A 16,036-nucleotide genomic window follows, 5' to 3' on the forward strand; every position below is an offset into this window, starting at 1 on the left:
ACGCAGGCATCCTGCCCAGCAGTCGTGATCTGGTGCACCATGTATTGGTGACGCTTATGCTCAAGGAGATCCAGTGCTTCGCGGGCGTGGCCGGGCGGCTCAGCTTCTCGCGGGCCGCGGCCGACCTGGGGATGTCCCAGCCCGCCATGAGCCAGGCCATCACCAGGCTGGAGCGCGCGGCCGGGGTCCGGCTCTTCGAGCGGAACGCGCACCGGGTGCGGCTCACCGCCGAGGGCAGGGCGCTGCTGCCGTACGCCGAGCAGGTGCTGGAGTCCGCCACCGCGTTCTCGGCGGAAGCTGCCCGGCTCGCCCGGCCGATCATTCACCTTGCTTATCCACCGCTCGTCGGCGCGCTCGCGGCACGGATCGCGCGGCGGCTGGCGGGCCGGACCCCGGCCATCGGAGTCGAGCTCACGGTGGCGGGGCGGAGCGCCGCGTCCAAGGCGCTGGCGGGCGGCGAGGTGTCGGCCGCGATCCTCGCCACCCCGGCACCCGCCGCGTTCGTCACCGCGGCCAGGTTCCACGTCACGGTGGACCACCTGGCCGTGCCCGCCGGCCACGCCCTGGAGGGCAGGCCCAGGGTCGGGCCGCCGGACCTGGCAGGGCAGGTGCTGCTGACCCCCGGCAGCCGCCCGTGGCCGGGGCTTCCAGGCCGGGCGCGGATGGTGGCCGACGACGACTTCGCCGCGGCGCTCGACCTGGTGGCGGCGGGTGCGGGCGTGCTGCCCATCCCGCAGCTCCTGGTCAGGACCGTGCGCCGCGACGACGTGCGGTTCGTCCCGCTCGACGCGGGCGGCCTGCGCATCACGTACGCGCTGGCCTGGTCGAAGGAGCGCGTCACGCCCGAGCTGATGGCGCTCGTCCAGGCCGTGCAGGACGCGCTGTGGACCAGATGAGCCGTGTGGCGCCCGTGCCTACGTGACGGGCAGGTTGCGCAGCGCCTCGCGGCGGCTCAGCCCCGAGATGCCCTTGGCCTGCACGTAGCGGACGACCTCGTCCGGGCTCACCTTCGCGTACTCGCGCAGCGCCCAGCCGATCGCCTTGCGGGCGAAGAAGTCGTTGTCGGACAGACTGGGCTCGATGCACGCGTACAGCAGCGCGGTGTCGGTGCGCTCCTTGAAGCGGTTCTGGCACAGGATCGCGGTACGGCGCTTCCACAGGTCGCCGTCGTGCGCCCACTCCAGCATCAGCGGGCGCATCGAGTCGGGGAAGGCCGTGAGCAGGCCGCCCACGCGGTGCGTGGCCAGCTCGTCGACGAGGTCCCACCAGGCGCCGGTGACGATCATCTCCTCGTACATCGGCACCGTGTAGAGCGTCTGGAACTCGCGGTAATGGTGGTAGCCGGTCAGCTCGATCGCCGCGTACCGCTCCTCGCGGTACTCGGCCTCGCGCCACAGTTCGAGCACCGCCCGCCGCCACTCGGGCGCGCTGGGGATGCGGTTGTCGGCGAACACCCGCCGCAGCGCCGCCCGCCGCGGGGCGGCCTGCACGCCGAGGAACGGCATCGCCGACTTCATGTACGCCTGCATCATGGCGGCCTTCTCGGGCTCGGCCGCCTCTCGCAGTGCCTGTCGCACCGCCTTGCCGAGGCTCATCCCTGTCGGCTCATCCCTGCTGGGTGGTCCGCTCGCCGGTGGCGAGGCCGTCGAAGAGCACGGTGATGTAGTGCTCGGCCAGCCCGGCCGTGTTCAGCCGGCCACCGGGACGGAACCAGCGCACCGCCACCCAGATCGTGTCGCGGATCATCCGGTAGGTCAGCTTCGGGTCGACGTCGGCGCGCAGCTGCCCGGCCGCCTGGCCCGCCTTGATCTGCGCGACCCAGAGCTGCTCGACCTCCTCCTCGGCCTTCACCAAGTAGTCGAAGCGCTCGATCTGGCGCAGGTAGTTCCAGTCGTTCTGCATCACGGTGATCGCGGCCCGGTGCGGTTCGAGGGTGCCGAACCCGATGCGCACCATCTCCGACAGCACGCCGCGGGGGTCGGTGCCGGAGTCGATCGCCGCACGGTAGCGGGCGACCAGGTCGTCGAGGAAGGTGGAGAGCACCTCGTCGACGATCGTCTCCTTGGAGTCGAAGTGGTGGTAGAGACTTCCGGAGAGAATGCCGGCCTCGGTGGCGATCTCACGTACCGTCGTCGCCTGGAAACCCTTGCGCGCGAAGATCTCCGCGGCGAGCTTGACGAGGTGGTCGCGGCGCTCAGATGCCGACTCTGAGGTCGCGCGCGGGCGCTTCGCCGGGGTGGCGGTTGCTCCGGAGTTCTTTCGCGTTGTCACGCCTCCCATTATGAGCCCTCGCACAATCGCTTGTTCGTCGAACAGGTCCTGCTCACCCGCCGTTCCGGACTCAACCAAGCGCTTGTTACGATACGAGGATGAACGAGGTGTACATCGTCGGCGCGGTCAGGACCCCGGTCGGGCGCAGGAACGGCGGCCTCGCCCGCGCGCACCCCGCCGACCTCGGCGCGCACGTGCTGAAAGAGCTGCTTGCCCGCACCGGAGCCGACCCCGCGGCCGTGGAAGACGTCCTGTTCGGCTGCGTCGACACGATCGGCCCGCAGGCCGGCGACATCGCGCGCACCTGCTGGCTGGCCGCCGGGCTGCCGGAGGAGGTGCCGGGCGTCACCGTGGACCGCCAGTGCGGCTCCTCGCAGCAGGCACTGCACTTCGCCGCCCAGGCCGTCCTGTCGGGGACCTGTGATCTGGTGGTGGCGGGCGGGGTGCAGAACATGAGCATGGTGCCGATCTCGTCGGCGATGCTCGCCGGGCGTCCGCTCGGCCACGACACGCCCTTCTCCGGCTCCAAGGGCTGGGTCGAGAGGTACGGGACGCAGGAGGTCTCCCAGTTCGCAGGGGCCGAGCAGATAGCCGCGAAGTGGGATATTTCCCGGGAAGATATGGAAGCGTTCGCCTACGAGTCCCACCAGCGGGCCATCGCGGCCATCGATTCCGGACGGTTCGCGCGCGAGCTCGTCCCGTACGAGGGGGTGGCGGCCGACGAGGGGCCGCGGCGTGACACCACGCGGGAGCGCATGGCGGGGCTGAAGACGCTGACCGACGGCGGGCGGCTGACCGCCGCGCTGGCCTCGCAGATCTCCGACGCCGCCGCCGCCCTGCTCGTCGCGTCACCGCGAGCCGTCCGCGAGCACGGCCTGACACCACGCGCCCGCGTGCACCACCTGTCGGCGCGCGGCGGCGACCCGATCATGATGCTCGCCGCCCCCATCGCCGCCACCGCGCACGCGCTGCGCAGGGCCGGGATGACGATCGGCGACATCGACACGGTGGAGATCAACGAGGCGTTCGCGTCGGTCGTGCTGGCCTGGCTCAAGGAGAGCGGGGCCGACCCCGCGCTCGTCAACCCGAACGGCGGCGCGATCGCCCTCGGCCACCCGCTCGGCGCGACCGGCGCCGTGCTCGCCGTGAAACTCCTGCACGAGCTGGAGCGGAGCGGCGGCAGGTACGGCCTGCAGACCATGTGCGAAGGAGGCGGCCAGGCGAACGTCACCATCATCGAACGCCTCTGACCCCCACGCCACCCACGCCACCCACGTCACCCAGTCACTTAGGCCACCCACGCTACGCCACCCACGGCACCCGCGCCGCTGGCGTTCGCGCTTAGGCCGCTCGCCCGCGCGTCCGTGCCGCTCGTGTGCTTGCCTGAGGGTGCGCGCGTCCGTGTGTCTGCGCTGTCCGCGTTCGCGGGTCTGCGCCGCCTACCCGTGTGACTGTGCCGCTCGTGTGCTTGCCTGAGGGCGCCCGAGTCGGCCCGCCCGTAGTGGCCCCTTCCGCGCCCGCGCCGTCCGCGTCTGCAGTCGCGCGCATGCGATCCCTGCGCCGTTCGCGACCGCTCGCCTGAGGCGCCCGCGTCCCGCGTGGTCGCGGCCCCTCGCGTTCGTTCGCCCGTGTCGCCCGGGGGCGCGGGGCTGCGGCCTCGGGGGGTGCGGGTGGTTGACGTTTTGAAATGCCTCTAGAAAATAGGAAACTTTCCTATTAGATTTCTGGTCATGCCCAAGAGCGCTGACCTGCTTCGCCTGGCCGACGCCGTCCTGCTTCCCGGATTCCAGGGAACCACGCCGCCCGACTGGCTACGCCGCCGTCTCGGCGAAGGGCTGGCCGGAGTCGTGCTGTTCTCCCGTAACATCACCGGACCTACCCAGCTGGCCGCCCTGACAGCGGCGCTACGCGCGGAGAACCCCGCGCTGCTGGTGGGCACCGACGAGGAGTCGGGCGAGGTGACCAGGCTGGAGGTCGCCACGGGCAGCAGCCGCCCCGGCGGTTACGCGCTCGGCGTCGTGGACGACGTGGCGCTGACCGAGGCCCTGGCCAAGGACCTCGGGGCGGACCTGGCAGCGGCCGGGATCACGATCGACTTCGCCCCCTCGGCGGACGTGAACTCCAACCCCGACAACCCGGTCATCGGCCTGCGGGCCTTCGGCGCCGACGCCGACCTGGTCTCCCGGCATACCAGGGCGTTCGTCCGGGGCCTGCAGTCCACCGGCGTGGCCGCCTGCGTCAAGCACTTCCCCGGCCACGGCGACACCGCGGTCGACTCCCACCACGGCGTCCCGGTGGTCGCGACCGCCGGGGTCGACCGCGCGCTGCGCCCGTTCCGTGAGGCGATCGCGGAGGGCGTCAAGGCGGTGATGACCGGGCACCTGCTGGTGCCCTCGTACGACCCCGGCCTGCCCGCCACGCTCAGCCCCAAGGTGCTGACCGGGCTGCTCCGCGAGGAGCTGGGGTTCGACGGCATGGTCATCACCGACGGCATCGAGATGGCCGCCGTCTCCGGCGTGTACGGCATCGGCGGGGCCTCCGCCCGCGCCATCGCCGCCGGAGCCGACGCCATCTGCATCGGCGGCGAGCGGTCCGACGAGGCGACCGCCGTGGAGGTGCGCGACGCGATCGCCGCCGCCGTCACCGAGGGCCTGCTGCCCGAGGAGCGCCTGGCAGACGCCGCTCGCAGGGTCCGCGAGCTGGCCGTCTGGACCACCTCCTCGGGCAGCACCACTTCGGCGGACGGCCACATCGGCCTCACCGCCGCCCGCCGCGCCCTCAGGATCACCCGCAGGTCCACCGTCCCCGTCCTGCCGCTGACCGCGGCTCCCCAGGTGATCGAGCTGTCGCCGGAGATGAACCTGGCCATCGACAAGGGCACCCCGTGGGGGGTCGGCGAGCCGCTGCGCGAGCTGCTGCCGGGAACCCGCGTGGCCCGGCTCGCGGCGAGTGAGGCGACCGGTCCCGCGATCGAGCGGCTGATCATGGAGGCGGGTCCGCGTCCGATCGTCGTGGCGGTCCGCGACGCGCACCGCCACCCCTGGCAGGGGGAGGCGCTGCGGCACCTGCTCAGCGCCCGGCCCGACGCCGTGGTCGTGGAGATGGGCCTGCCGGAGCGGTCCGACCTGGGCGCCGTCCACATCGCCACGTACGGGTCGGCCAGAGTCTGCGGGCAGGCCGCCGCGGAGGCGATCACCGGTAGCCTGTGACACCGTGAACTTCGACGGCGAGGACCTCTCCCACACGTCCCTGACCGACCGGCTCTCCGGCGACGAGTCGCACGTCTTCCGCGGCTGCGACCTCACCGAGGCCGAGCTGTGGGGAGCCTCGCTGGCGGGCGCCCGGTTCGAGTCGTGCGTGCTGGAGCAGACCGACTTCCGCAAGGCCGACCTCGACGGCGCCGTCTTCGCGGGCGGCGGCGGGATGCGTGTCAGGTTCAACGACGCCGACCTCGTCGACGCCGTGTTCACCGACGTGGACCTGTCCTCGGCGCAGTTCGGCGGGGCGTTGCTGACCGACACGTCCTTCACCGGCTGCCGCATGATCGGCGCCTCGCTGACCGCGTCGAGGGGCACCGGGTTCAAGGTCGCCCGCTCCAACCTGACCATGGCCAACCTCGGCGGCTGCTCGCTGCGCGGAGAGCTCATCGAGGGCGTCCGCTTCGACGAGGCCGACCTGTCGGGCTGCGACTTCACCGAGGCCACGTTCAGCGACTGCCGGCTGCGCGGCACCCGTATCGTCCGGGCCGTCTTCGCCAAGGCCGACCTGCGCGGCGCCGACCTGGGCGAGCCCGACGACGGCAAGCTGCGGGCCTTCGCGGGCGCGACCATCAACCAGGCGCAGGCCGCCGCCCTGCTCGCCGCCCGCGGCATCACTGTCCTCTGACCGTGTTCCGATAGGCGGTGTTCCGATGGGTGGCGTTCCGATGGGCGGCCCGAGGCGTCAGCCCGCTCCGAGCCGCTCCAGCGTCGTCTCGGCCTCGGCCATGATCCGGGTGATCAGCTCCTCGCACGAGGGCAGGTCGTCCAGCACCCCGACCACCTGGCCCGCCGCCATCACGCCCAGGTCGGCGCGGCCGTCCACCATGGCCGCCCTGAGCAGCACCGGCGTGTTCGCGGCCTGGAGCACCTGGGCCCAGGTCAGCTCGCGGCCGTGCCGCATCCGGCGGCCCTCGCGGATCAGTTCGCCCCACGACAGGCCCGACAGCCGCTTGAACCGCGCGCCGTTGACGACGGCCCGCAGCAGCCGTGAGCGCTCCAGCGACTCGACGAACGGCGTCCGCAGTACCCGGTGCGGAACCCCGTCGACCCTGGTGGTCACCAGCGTGTCGCGGGCCTCCAGGTAGACCTTCTTCACCTCGTCGGGCACGGGCGAGTCGCTGGTCAGCAGGAACCGGGTGCCCATCGCGACGCCGCACGCCCCGTACGCCAGCGCCGCCACCAGCCCGCGGCCGTCGAAGAAGCCGCCCGCCGCCACCACCGGGATGCCCACCGCGTCGACCACCTGCGGGAGCAGCAGCGTGGTCGCCACCGGCCCGGTGTGGCCGCCGCCCTCGCCGCCCTGCACGATCACCGCGTCCGCGCCCCAGCCGGCGACCTTCTCCGCGTGCCTGCGCGCCCCCACGGACGGGATCGTCACCACGCCCGCGTCCCGGAGCCTCGCGATCAGCTCCCGCCTGGGGGCCAGCGCGAACGACGCCACCCGGACGCCCTCGCGGACCATCACCTCGACCCGTTCGCGCGCGTCGTCGGCGTCGGAGCGGATGTTCACCCCGAACGGCGCGTCCGTGCGCTCCTTCACCTCCCGGATCGCGGCGGTCATCTCCGCGACCGACATCGTGGCGGCGGCGATCACGCCCAGCCCACCCGCCGTCGAGGTGGCCGCCGCCAGCCGGGCGCCCGCGACGTACCCCATCCCGGTCTGCACGATCGGATACCGGCAGCCGACCAGCTCGGTCAGGGCCGTCCGCACGCCGCCCCCTCGCGTCGCCGCGGCGCCGCGCTCACGCCGCCACCTCGCGTTCGCGCAGCCCGCCCGGGTCGAGAACCTCGTCGAGCAGCCGCCTCTCCTCGCCGGTGGGCGCCCGCGTCTCGGGGACGTCGTCCGGGACGTGCAACTCGAAGCCGGTCGCCGCCACCACCTCGGCCACGTCCACACCGGGATGCACCGAGACCAGCCGCATGGACCCGTCAGGTGTGCGGAAGTCCAGCACGGCCAGGTTCGTGACCACCCGCCGCAGCTCGTGGGCGCCCCTGTCGGTGCCGAGGCCGCTGACCATGTCCACCCGGGGCACGAACACCCTGGGGGAGTGCCGGGGGATCCAGTAGCTCGTCGGGCCGCATCGGGTGTTGCCCGGCGCCCCGCGCACCCCCAGGAGCTGCTTCTTCGGCCGCGCCCAGTCGCCGATGCAGGAGATGTTCGTGTTGCCGAACCTGTCGATCTGGCTCGCGCCCAGCATCACGTGCCGCCGGCCGTTCAGCACCAGCCACAGGTGGTCGCGGAACGGCAGCCACCCCTCGACCACCTCGGGCGCCTCACCCAGCGCGGGCACGTCGCCGGTCAGCAGGCAGACACCGTCGTGGGTCAGCAGGTCGGGCTCGAACGTCAGCCTGGCCAGCCGCGCGCCCAGCACGGTGACGGCCCCGCCGATCCCGGCCGCCAGGATCTCCCCGTCGCCTCTGAACGCCTCCGCGCACGCGACCACGCACACGTCAGCCCTGCTCATCGAAGTCCTCCCACGGCGTGCTCGCGTAGCGGCGCTGGAGCTCCTCGTCGCGGCCGTAGTCGGGCTCGCACGAGGTGAACCAGGCTCCGCCGGGGGTCTCGACCACGCCGGTCACCATCGACCGGCTGATCAGCAGCGACTGCACCGGGCCCTCCTTCAGCAGGTCGGCCGTGTCCACCAGCCGCTCGCACGAGACGTAGCAGCGGGTGGCGGCCTTGGCGTAGAGGTCGTCGAAGTACGGGTCGGGGCCGAGGTACTGGGCGTTGCCGCGGCGGTCGGCCCGGTTGAGGTGCACCAGCGCGACGTCCAGGGTCAGCGCGGGCACCGCCACCAGTTCCTCGCCGTCGCCGTACGGGGAGCGGACCGTCCGCAGGCCCGGGTTGACCCGCAGCACGTCGGACCCGAGGCCGGCGGGCGTCGGCAGGAACGGCAGCCGGTGCGCCGCCGCCAGCAGGCCGAACATGAACATGCCCTCGTCGTACTCGGTGAACTCGATCTCGCCACGCTGCCTGGCGGCTCTGAAGTGCGGTTCGAGCGGGATCGAGTCGAGCGTGACGAACGGGGCGACCACCCTGCGCACCTTCCCTGCCGCGCAGAGCATGCCCACGTCCGCGCCGCCGTAGGAGACGAGCGTGAGGTCGTCGATCGGCGAGCGCAGGATGCCGCGCACCAGCGCCAGCGGTTTGCGGCGGGAACCCCAGCCGCCGATGCCGATCGTCATCCCGCTCTCCAGGGAGCCGACGACCTCCTCGACGGACATCACCTTCGTCACGCGGACTCCTCCTCGCGGGTGTTCTCCAGGAAGTGGTCGCGGTGCGCGTCGCCCGCGCCCATCAGGTTCAGCTCGAAGGTGAAGCCCTGTTCGAAGCGGTAGCTGCGGTTGATGTCCACCGGGTCGATGCCGTTCAGCGACTCCTTGGCGCGGCGGATCACGTACGGGTCCTTGGCGGCGATCCGCTCCGCCACCTCCATGGCCGCGTCGCGCAGCTTGTCGCGCGGGACCACGTCCAGCACCGAGCCGAACGCGTGCAGCTCGGACGCCGTCACGTTCCTGCACGTGTAGACCATCGCGCGCATCAGGTGCTGGGGCACCAGCCTGGCCAGGTGGGTGGCGGCGCCGAGCGCGCCCCTGTCGACCTCGGGCAGCCCGAAGTAGGCGTCGTCGCTGGCCACGACGATGTCGGCGCTGCCCGCGAGGCCCACCCCGCCGCCCAGGCAGTACCCGTGCACGGCCGCGATCACCGGCACCTCGCACCCGTAGACCGCCGCGAACGCCGCGTAGCAGCCCCTGTTCGCCCCGACCAGCGCGGTGTGCCCCTCGGTGGCCTGCATCTCCTTGATGTCCACGCCCGCGTTGAACCCGCGCCCCTCCGCGCGCAGCACCACCACCCTGGTTCCCGGGTTCCGCCCGGCCTCCTGGACGGCCCGCGCCACCTCGTGCCAGCCCTGGACGGGCAGCGCGTTCACCGGGGGGACGTCCATGACGACCTCGGCGACCGGCCCGTCCCGCAGCGTGATTCCCATCCCGCTCCCTGTTCGCACCTAACGCTTGCTTGGTACGGTAGCATCCGTGACCGCGACTTACGACTACACGGGCAGGACCGTCCTGGTGACAGGCGGGACCCGCGGGCTCGGTGCGGGGATCGCGCGGGCGTTCGCCGAGGCGGGCGCGGACGTGCTGGTGTGCGGCCGGACCCCGCCCCCCACGGCCGAGCCCGGCCTGCGGTTCGTCCGGGCCGACGTGCGCGATCCCGAGGACGTCGAGCGGCTCGTCGCCGGGCTCGACCGGCTCGACGTGGTCGTCAACAACGCGGGCGGCTCGCCGCACGCGCCGCTGGAGGGCACCTCGGGACGCCTGCACGCCCGGGTCATCGAGCTGAACCTCACCGCGCCGCTGCTCGTGTCGCAGCGCGCCCACCCGCTGCTGGCCGCGTCCGGAGGGACGGTCCTGATGATCGGGAGCTCCAGCGGGACGCGGCCCTCGCCGGGCACTTCCGCCTACGGTGCGGCCAAGGCGGGCCTGCACCACCTGGCGCGCTGCCTCGCCGCCGAGTGGGCGCCCGCCGTCCGGGTCAACACGGTGGTCGTGGGGCTGGCCGAGACGGAGAACGCCGCCGACCACTATGCCGGGAAAAATAGTGAGCTGGGGGCGACCATCCCCGCCGGACGGATGGCGACCCCCGCCGACGTGGCCGAGACCTGCCTGTGGCTGGCCGCCGCGCCGGGCTACGTGACCGGCGCGCAGGTGCACGTGGACGGGGGCGGCGAGATGCCGGCCTGGCGATACCTAGTTTCCAGCGAAATTTCCTGATATTTGTGCGTGATCGTTCTCAGGAGGTCTGCGTGGGGATCTGTGACGGCCGAGTGGTGATCGTGACCGGCGCGGGCCGGGGCATCGGCAGGGAGCACGCGCTGGAGTTCGCCAGGCAGGGTGCCCGCGTCGTGGCCAACGACCTCGGGACGGGCCGCGACGGCGACGGCAGGTCCGGCGAGCCCGCGCTGGCGGTCGTGGAGGAGATCCGCGCGCTCGGCGGCCAGGCGGTGGCCAACAGCGACGACGTGGCCGACTGGGACGGCGCGGCCCGCCTGGTGAAGACCGCCGTCAGCGCCTACGGCAGGCTGGACGTGCTGGTGAACAACGCCGGGTTCGTCCGCGACCGGATGCTGGTGTCGATGACCGAACGCGAGTGGGACGACGTGATCCGCGTCCACCTCAAGGGCCACTTCATGCCGCTGCGGCACGCGGGCGCGTACTGGCGCCAGCTCGCCAAGTCCGGTGCCCGCACCGACGCCCGCGTGATCAACACCTCCTCGGGGGCGGGCCTGCTCGGCAGCGTCGGGCAGGCCAACTACTCCGCCGCCAAGGCCGGGATCGCCGCCCTGACCCAGGTGGCGGCGGCCGAACTGGGCAGATACGGCGTCACGGTCAACGCCATCGCCCCCGCCGCCCGCACCCGCATGACCGAGGACGTGTTCGCCGGCGCCATGGCCGCCCCCGAGTCGGGCTTCGACGCCATGAACCCGGCGAACGTCGCGCCGCTCGTGGTCTGGCTCGGCTCGCCCGCGTCCGCGCACGTCACGGGACGGATGTTCGAGGTGGAGGGCGGCGCGGTCGCGCTGGCCACCGGATGGCGGCACGGCCCCCGCGTCGAGCGCGGAACCCGCTGGTCGGTCACGGACGTCGGCGAGGCGGTCGCGGACCTGCTCGAATCGGCCCCCGCACCCGAACCCGTCTACGGCGTCAGCACGTAGCCGCCGCTGTCGAGGCGCTCTCCCAGCTCGCGCGCCGTCTCCTCGGCGGTCAGCCCGGACGAGTCGAAGGCGTGCGGCTCCAGCTCGCCCAGGTTGAGGAACTGCTGGTACATGTGCAGGATCGGCTCCGGGTCGGTGAGCGCGTCGAGCCCGCGCCCGGTCGCCCGCACGAGCGTCGTCTCCTTGTCGGGACGCAGGACGACGTACTGCAGCGGGCCTCTTTCGCGGAAGTAGCCGACGAACCACGGGCCGATGACGCCGTCGACCAGCACGTGGTAGCCGCCGTCCGCGTACCCGAACGCGGCGCCGGCCAGGACACCCATCACGGTCTCGTTCTGCCGCTTGGACTCAGGGAGGTACGGCGGGATGTAGCCCTGCTTGATGCAGCTCCAGAAGTCGTCCGTGTGCAGGTGGACGCTCGGGCCGCGCCGGTCGGCCAGCAGCCGCGCCACGGTCGACTTCCCCGCCCCGGGCGGCCCGGTCACGATGGTCACGCCCATCAGTCCCCCGATCGTCGCGCTCGTCCACCTCTCATTGTCGCGTTCGACGCGTGGCTGCTCGCGGGGGCGTGGCGGAGATTCACCGCAGGGCCGAGCGGGCGGTGGGGGCCAGGCGGAGGCGCTCCGGGGGAGCGGTCAGCCGTCCTTCGAGCGCGGGCAGGCAGGGATCGCGCTCGTCCTCCACGCTGTCGAACCGGGCGAACCACACGAAGACGTTCTCGCCCGTCCGCACGGGCAGCGCCGGGAAGGTGTTCTCCGCGTGCTCGGTCCCGAAGCAGGCGATCGGCGGCACCCCGGCCTCGACCAGTTCCGGCACGGCCCGCTCTGCGAAGAACCCGGCGAACCCGTCCTCGACGTGGTAGATCGTCGCCACGTACAGGGCGGAGGAGGCGGCGCCCTCGCCCAGGCCCGGTCGCTCACGGCTGGGAAACGGGTCGTCGACATCGGCGGGGTTGGTGGCGGGGGAGCGGAGGAGCGCGGCCGGTACTGGGCGCAGGAGGAGCACGTTGTCGGAGTCGAGCATGGTGGCGTTGGCGGCGTCCCGGTTCGCCTTCCAGGTGGGGCCGCCGTAGAAGGTGGTGAGGGCCTGTCGCCTCGCCTCCATATCCGGAAATTTCCTTATCCAGGGATACATGTCGGGGTCGTCCAGGTTGCGGAACTGGCCGACGACACCCATCCCCGCCGCCTCCTGCGACTCGATGAACTCCCGCTCGAACAGCTCGATCAACGCGTCGCGCCGTCCGGGGCGCATGGTGTACTGCCGCAGCTCGTAGATCACGCGCCGGACGGTACGCGTCCTTCACTGACATCTGCCGTCAGCGTCTGCCGACCGAATTATCTTCTGATTACTTAGAGTCGCCAAACGACCACGCTTGGCTATAGGATCGCCTTGCGTCATGATCGCAAGGTCAAGCAAGCGCCAGGGAGCCGAAGTGATCAAGAATCTGTCCGGCCACTCCTTATGCGACGTCGTCGTCGCCTAGCCGCCCACCGGCACGCACCTTCCGCCGATGACGCGTCCGCCTCCCGGTTCGGAATGATCTGGATTGCGTCGTATTAGCATCGCTTAGTGACTATCTGCGCCTATGTGACCTTTGATGACCCCGGCGGCCATGACGACGAACGGGAGGCGGCCCTCGCCGCCTGGCAGGAGGCAGGCATCGAGGGGCGTGCCGAACGCTGGGACGATCCCGCCGTCACCTGGAGCGCGTACGACGCCGTCGTCGTCCGCTCAGTCTGGGACTACCTCGATCGCCGGGCCGACTTCCTGGCCTGGGCCCACCAGGTCGAGAGCGTCTCCAGGCTGCTCAACCCGGCGGCCGTGCTCAAGTCCAACACCGACAAGACCTATCTCAGAGACCTGGGCGTGCCCGTCGTGCCCACCCACTGGTCGTCGCAGGGCCTGCCGCACTGGGAGGAGTACGTCGTCAAGCCCGCGATCTCCGCGGGCGCCCGCGACACGATCAGGACCACCGACCCCGACCGCGCGAAGGCGCACGCCGCCGCGCTCGAAGCCTCTGGCCGAGTCCCCATGGTCCAGCCCTACCTCGACATGGTCGAGTCGGAGGGCGAGACCTCGCTCCTGTACTTCAACCGCCGGTTCAGCCACGCCGTCCGGCGCACTCCGATGCTCTCCGAGGGAATGACCGGCGCGGACCACGTCCGGGCGGAACCGCGCACCCCGGCCCCGGACCAGGTCGATCTGGCGGAGAAGGTGCTTGCCGCCATCCCCCAGGCACTTCTGTACGCGAGGATCGACCTGGTCCGGCTCCCCGACGGCACTCCAGTCGTGATCGAGCTGGAGCTCACGGAGCCGTACCTCTTTCTCCGTTACGCCCCCGAAGCCCCCGCCAACCTGGCCAGGGCGCTCCGCGAGCTGCTGTAAGAAGCCCTGGGCAACCTGCCTGAGGTGCGGGAAATCCAGTTGCGTCGCGGGCGTGGGGGTTGCTTGACTGCGATCGTCGTGAAAGGAGGGGGTTTATGCATGTCGCCACCGAGAGCGCCGTCGCGCGCCCTCGTCCGGACCGACGCCCCCTCCTGGAGGGCTGAGCTCCGCGTGGGCGGACGACGGCATCAGCCGACCACATGCCGTCAGCCCTCTCGGAGGTACCACCCTTGTCACGCGCCCGCTCTTTCCGATGCGTCCGCTGCCGTCTGGACGTCCCGCTGGACGCCCCCGGCACCAGACACAGAAACCACTGCCCCACCTGCCTGTGGTCCAGGCACCTGGACGACACGCCCGGCGACCGGTCGGTGAGCTGCGCCTCGGCGATGGCTCCGATCGCGATCCAGGTCCGGCAGGGCGGGGAGTGGGCGGTCGTCCATCGCTGCACCGGGTGCGGCGAGCTGGACGCCAACCGGATCGCCGGAGACGACAACCCGCTGGCGCTGATGCGCCTGGCAGTGGCGCCACTGGCCCAACCGCCGTTCCCCATGGACTGGTTCGCGAGCCTCTAGCGAGCCGTCCTCCCACGCCGGTTCGCGGGCCTGCCCTTCCGCAGGACAGGCCCGCGACCTTCGCCGCCCGCCGGCTGACGAGTTCACTTGTTCTTGCAGCTGTTACCCTTGCCCGGCTTCGGGCAGTCTGTGCCCGATGTGCCCTTGATGACCATGAACGTGGCCGTACCGACACCGGAGGTGTTTCCGGCCTTGTCGGTGGCTCGGTAGGTCACGGTGTGCCTGCCGGGTTGACCGACCGTGAGCGGCTGCGTGTACACCGCGAACGGCTGGCCGTCGAGCGAGTACTCCACCGTGTCGACCCCGGACTCGGTGTCGGTCGCCGAGATCGTCACCGTCGCGGAGCCCACATAGTTCCAGGCCCAGTCCTGGTTGCCGGTGATCCTCGCCGATGCCTGCGGCGGAGTGGTGTCCTCTCCCTGGGGAGTCACCACGGTGAACGTCACTGAGCCCACCGTCGAGGTGTTTCCGGCCTTGTCGGTGGCTCGGTATCGCACGGTGTGCGCGCCCGCCCGGTTGATCGACACCGGAGCCGAGTACGCCGTGAAAGCCCCGTTGTCGAGCGAGTACTCCACCGTGTCGACCCCGGACTGGGAGTCGGTCGCCGAGATCGTCACCGTCGCGGAGCCCACGTAGTTGCCGTCCTTGTCCTTCTCGCCGGCCACCTGCGCTGTCACCTGCGGCGGAGTGGTGTCCTTCTCCTGGGGAGTCACTACGGTGAACGTCACTGAGCCCACCGTCGAGGTGTTTCCGGCCTTGTCGGTGGCTCGGTAGGTCACGGTGCGCCTGCCGGGCTGACCGACTGCGAGCGGCTGCGTGTACACCGCGAACGGCTGGCCGTCGAGCGAGTACTCCACCGTGTCCACCCCGGACTCGGTGTCGGTCGCCGAGATCGTCACCGTCGCGGAGCCCACGTAGTTGCCGTCCTTGTCCTTCTCGCCGGCCACCTGCGCTGTCACCTGCGGCGGAGTGGTGTCCTTCTCCTGGGGAGTCACCACGGTGAACGTCACCGAGCCCACCGTCGAGGTGTTTCCGGCCTTGTCGGTGGCCCGGTATCGCACGGTGTGCGCGCCCACCTGGTTGATCGACACCGGAGCCGAGTACGCCGTGAAAGCCCCGTTGTCGAGCGAGTACTCCACCGTGTCGACCCCGGACTCGGTGTCGGTCGCCGAGATCGTCACCGTCGCGGAGCCCACGTAGTTGCCGCTCGAGTCCTGGTCTCCCGTCACCTGCGCCGACACCTGCGGCGCGGTCGTGTCCGTACCGCCACCACCCGTGACCACGAGTTCCCCCACCATCTGGTGACCGGGGATCGCGCAGAAGAAGCGGTACTTTCCGGGAGTGAGGTTCACCTGGACCTCGTGCTTTCCTCCACTGGCGTCGTAGGGGCTGGCGATGATGTTGAGATTGACGTCGTGGTTGTAGCCCGGGGTGGAGGTGTCGAAGGTCAGGGTGTGGGTCATACCCGTGGTGTTGCCGGTCGCCGCGCTGTTCTCGAAGACGATGGTGGCAGGTCCCGCCGTCGCCGTGCTCGGCGCCGACTTGTACGCGACCATGCTGTTGTCGGCGGTCCAGGTGAGCACCTGGTCCGCAGCGTTGGCGGCCAGCCGCACTCGGGGCTGCGCGGCTGCCTGGACCGACGACAGAAAGAGCGCCGGAAGAGCCACACTCAGCAGCACCACGGCCAAGCCCCGCGCCGTGGTAGCGGCTTTGAGCGTCCTCCGTAAGGTCTTGATCAGGAGGGCGGGAAGAGATCGGACATGCATGTCTCGTTGCACCTCTCACGGTCTGCGCGCGTGCCAACGGACGGCGCGCTCCGGCTGGGGTCACC

Annotated in this window: 17 protein-coding genes; 8 read left to right on the forward strand and 9 right to left on the reverse strand. The window is 71.4% G+C overall.

Annotated elements, in window-relative coordinates:
- Positions 1-56: 56 nt before the first annotated feature.
- On the forward strand, positions 57-896 hold the full coding sequence (locus tag ABT294_RS11825; protein ID WP_350805692.1) for a LysR family transcriptional regulator: 840 nt from the start codon (positions 57-59) through the stop codon (positions 894-896).
- Between the two features lie 18 nt (positions 897-914).
- On the opposite strand, the gene ABT294_RS11830 is transcribed toward ABT294_RS11825, so the two are convergent.
- Together ABT294_RS11830 and ABT294_RS11835 are read right to left on the reverse strand one after the other, a co-directional pair.
- The gene (locus tag ABT294_RS11830; RefSeq protein ID WP_350805321.1) at positions 915-1,595 is read right to left on the reverse strand and encodes a DNA alkylation repair protein; all 681 of its coding nucleotides are present in this window, start codon (positions 1,593-1,595) and stop codon (positions 915-917) included.
- A 10-nt stretch (positions 1,596-1,605) separates the two neighbouring features.
- Positions 1,606-2,271, reverse strand: a complete 666-nt coding sequence (locus ABT294_RS11835) for a TetR/AcrR family transcriptional regulator (protein WP_350805322.1) — start codon at positions 2,269-2,271, stop codon at positions 1,606-1,608.
- A gap of 98 nt (positions 2,272-2,369) precedes the next feature.
- Between ABT294_RS11835 and ABT294_RS11840 the strand changes: the two genes are divergently transcribed.
- The 3 genes from ABT294_RS11840 to ABT294_RS11850 all read left to right on the forward strand — a co-directional run bounded on the left by ABT294_RS11840 (position 2,370) and on the right by ABT294_RS11850 (position 6,156).
- Positions 2,370-3,521, forward strand: a complete 1,152-nt coding sequence (locus ABT294_RS11840; RefSeq protein WP_350805324.1) for an acetyl-CoA C-acetyltransferase — start codon at positions 2,370-2,372, stop codon at positions 3,519-3,521.
- Positions 3,522-4,001: 480 nt separating this feature from the next.
- The gene (locus ABT294_RS11845; protein ID WP_350805325.1) at positions 4,002-5,480 is read left to right on the forward strand and encodes a glycoside hydrolase family 3 protein; all 1,479 of its coding nucleotides are present in this window, start codon (positions 4,002-4,004) and stop codon (positions 5,478-5,480) included.
- A gap of 4 nt (positions 5,481-5,484) precedes the next feature.
- A complete protein-coding gene (locus tag ABT294_RS11850) occupies positions 5,485-6,156 on the forward strand; it encodes a pentapeptide repeat-containing protein (protein WP_350805326.1) in 672 nt (223 codons plus the stop codon).
- Between the two features lie 57 nt (positions 6,157-6,213).
- On the opposite strand, the gene ABT294_RS11855 is transcribed toward ABT294_RS11850, so the two are convergent.
- The 4 genes from ABT294_RS11855 to ABT294_RS11870 are packed head-to-tail and all read right to left on the reverse strand — an operon-like array spanning position 6,214 to position 9,520.
- Positions 6,214-7,242, reverse strand: a complete 1,029-nt coding sequence (locus ABT294_RS11855; RefSeq protein WP_350805328.1) for an NAD(P)H-dependent flavin oxidoreductase — start codon at positions 7,240-7,242, stop codon at positions 6,214-6,216.
- A 31-nt stretch (positions 7,243-7,273) separates the two neighbouring features.
- Positions 7,274-7,996, reverse strand: a complete 723-nt coding sequence (locus ABT294_RS11860) for a CoA-transferase subunit beta (RefSeq protein ID WP_350805329.1) — start codon at positions 7,994-7,996, stop codon at positions 7,274-7,276.
- Positions 7,983-8,756 carry a CoA transferase subunit A gene (locus tag ABT294_RS11865; RefSeq protein ID WP_350805693.1) on the reverse strand — a complete coding sequence of 258 codons (774 nt, stop codon included), beginning with the start codon at positions 8,754-8,756 and terminating at the stop codon, positions 7,983-7,985. Before ABT294_RS11865 ends, ABT294_RS11860 begins: the two co-directional genes overlap by 14 nt.
- Positions 8,757-8,764: 8 nt before the next feature.
- Positions 8,765-9,520: an enoyl-CoA hydratase family protein gene (locus ABT294_RS11870; RefSeq protein WP_350805330.1), complete on the reverse strand. Its 756-nt coding sequence runs from the start codon at positions 9,518-9,520 to the stop codon at positions 8,765-8,767.
- Between the two features lie 46 nt (positions 9,521-9,566).
- On the opposite strand from ABT294_RS11870, the gene ABT294_RS11875 reads away from it, so the two are divergent.
- Both ABT294_RS11875 and ABT294_RS11880 read left to right on the forward strand, forming a co-directional pair.
- Positions 9,567-10,307 (forward strand): SDR family oxidoreductase, encoded by a 741-nt coding sequence (locus ABT294_RS11875; protein ID WP_350805332.1) that lies wholly within the window; start codon positions 9,567-9,569, stop codon positions 10,305-10,307.
- Positions 10,308-10,339: 32 nt separating this feature from the next.
- A complete protein-coding gene (locus ABT294_RS11880; protein WP_350805334.1) occupies positions 10,340-11,248 on the forward strand; it encodes an SDR family oxidoreductase in 909 nt (302 codons plus the stop codon).
- Here the strand turns inward: ABT294_RS11880 and ABT294_RS11885 are convergent.
- The gene (locus tag ABT294_RS11885) at positions 11,230-11,742 is read right to left on the reverse strand and encodes an AAA family ATPase (protein ID WP_350805336.1); all 513 of its coding nucleotides are present in this window, start codon (positions 11,740-11,742) and stop codon (positions 11,230-11,232) included. The genes ABT294_RS11880 and ABT294_RS11885 overlap by 19 nt on opposite strands.
- Before the next feature lie 85 nt (positions 11,743-11,827).
- Complete coding sequence (locus ABT294_RS11890) at positions 11,828-12,526, reverse strand: NIPSNAP family protein (protein WP_350805339.1); 699 nt, start codon at positions 12,524-12,526, stop codon at positions 11,828-11,830.
- Positions 12,527-12,835: 309 nt separating this feature from the next.
- On the opposite strand from ABT294_RS11890, the gene ABT294_RS11895 reads away from it, so the two are divergent.
- Complete coding sequence (locus ABT294_RS11895) at positions 12,836-13,633, forward strand: ATP-grasp domain-containing protein (RefSeq protein ID WP_350805340.1); 798 nt, start codon at positions 12,836-12,838, stop codon at positions 13,631-13,633.
- 230 nt (positions 13,634-13,863) lie between these two features.
- On the forward strand, positions 13,864-14,205 hold the full coding sequence (locus ABT294_RS11900; RefSeq protein ID WP_350805341.1) for an RNHCP domain-containing protein: 342 nt from the start codon (positions 13,864-13,866) through the stop codon (positions 14,203-14,205).
- Positions 14,206-14,288: 83 nt separating this feature from the next.
- Here ABT294_RS11900 and ABT294_RS11905 read toward each other — a convergent pair whose 3' ends face one another.
- Positions 14,289-15,887 carry an OmpL47-type beta-barrel domain-containing protein gene (locus tag ABT294_RS11905; protein ID WP_350805343.1) on the reverse strand — a complete coding sequence of 533 codons (1,599 nt, stop codon included), beginning with the start codon at positions 15,885-15,887 and terminating at the stop codon, positions 14,289-14,291.
- Positions 15,888-16,036: the final 149 nt, after the last annotated feature.

It is taken from the genome of Nonomuraea sp. NPDC000554, assembly GCF_040300065.1.
Lineage (GTDB): Bacteria > Actinomycetota > Actinomycetes > Streptosporangiales > Streptosporangiaceae > Nonomuraea.